The sequence below is a fragment of the Megasphaera sp. SW808 genome (assembly GCF_012027795.1).
Lineage (GTDB): Bacteria > Bacillota > Negativicutes > Veillonellales > Megasphaeraceae > Megasphaera > Megasphaera stantonii.
Map to the genome: position 1 here is coordinate 1 of NZ_SJOT01000056.1, position 1,098 is coordinate 1,098.

Sequence of the window (1,098 nt, forward strand, 5' to 3'; positions counted from 1 at the left end):
GGCGAATTGTCAAGCTAAGTGCAACTTTTTAGAGTAATGTACTTCGTATGGCGTTTTGTATCCTAAACATTTTCGGGGACGGCGATTTAGTTCTGCAAAAACAGCTTGCACATAGGCTTCTGGAACGAGTGTGATGTCCGTCCCTTTCGGGAAATACTCTCGGACTAGGCCATTGGTATTTTCGTTGCTTCCCCGCTGCCAGGGCTGATGCGGCGGCGGGAAATAAAACGGCACGCCGTTCAAGGCCTCTGTGACAGCGGCATGATGGGCGAACTCTTTTCCTCTGTCCGGCGTAAGGCTTTTTACAGGTTGCCCTTGCAGTACCTGAAGCAATACCGTATTGACGGCTTGTGCTGTCTTTTTGGCTGCTTTGCCTCCTACCAGATACCGGCTCTTTCTATCTACCAACGTAACCAGACAGGCTTTTCCTGTCTTTCCTGCTATGGTATCACATTCCCAATGTCCTCGCCGGGAGCGGTTAGCGGCTCCTGCTGGCCGTTCCGAAATATCGTGAGAGATGGGAATAGAACCCCGTCGTTCCTGATATTGCCGGGTATGCCGGGATTTTCCATGATGCCGCAAGCGGCGGACCGCACCGCGGGACCCATGGGAGGACGACGTTTCATCAAACATACCGGCATATATGGCGCGGTAAATCGTTGCATAGCTAAGGAGTGCCTTCTGATGTTCCAGCTGCAAGCGTCCGGCAATTTCTTCTGGGGACCAATGATGCACCAGGAAGAGATTTTTAACCAATGCGAATAGTTCGGCATTCTCTAACCGCTTGTGAGGCTTGCATGCCTTACGGCGGCGGGCATACTGTTGTTGTGCGGTGATGGGCAGATACTTGCCGTTCACTGTATTTCTGCGTAGTTCCCGTGAGATCGTGGATTTATCTCGGCCGAGGGCCGCCGCAATTCGAGAGATAGAATAGGACTGCGCGCGAAAAAAGAGTAGATTTTCTCGTTCAGATAGAGTAAGATGATGATAGTGGCACATAGGTTTCCTCCGAGATATAGATTTTGTTTGGTAGCATTATTATATCAGAAACCTATGTGTCATTTTTTATAGGTGTTGCACTTGTATTGTAAATTCGCC

At 49.7% G+C, this 1,098-nt stretch carries 1 protein-coding gene; it reads right to left on the bottom strand.

The window, feature by feature from the left end:
• Window positions 1–9: 9 nt before the first annotated feature.
• Window positions 10–999 (bottom strand): IS30 family transposase, encoded by a 990-nt coding sequence (locus tag E0L13_RS11670; RefSeq protein WP_107196804.1) that lies wholly within the window; start codon window positions 997–999, stop codon window positions 10–12.
• Window positions 1,000–1,098: the final 99 nt, after the last annotated feature.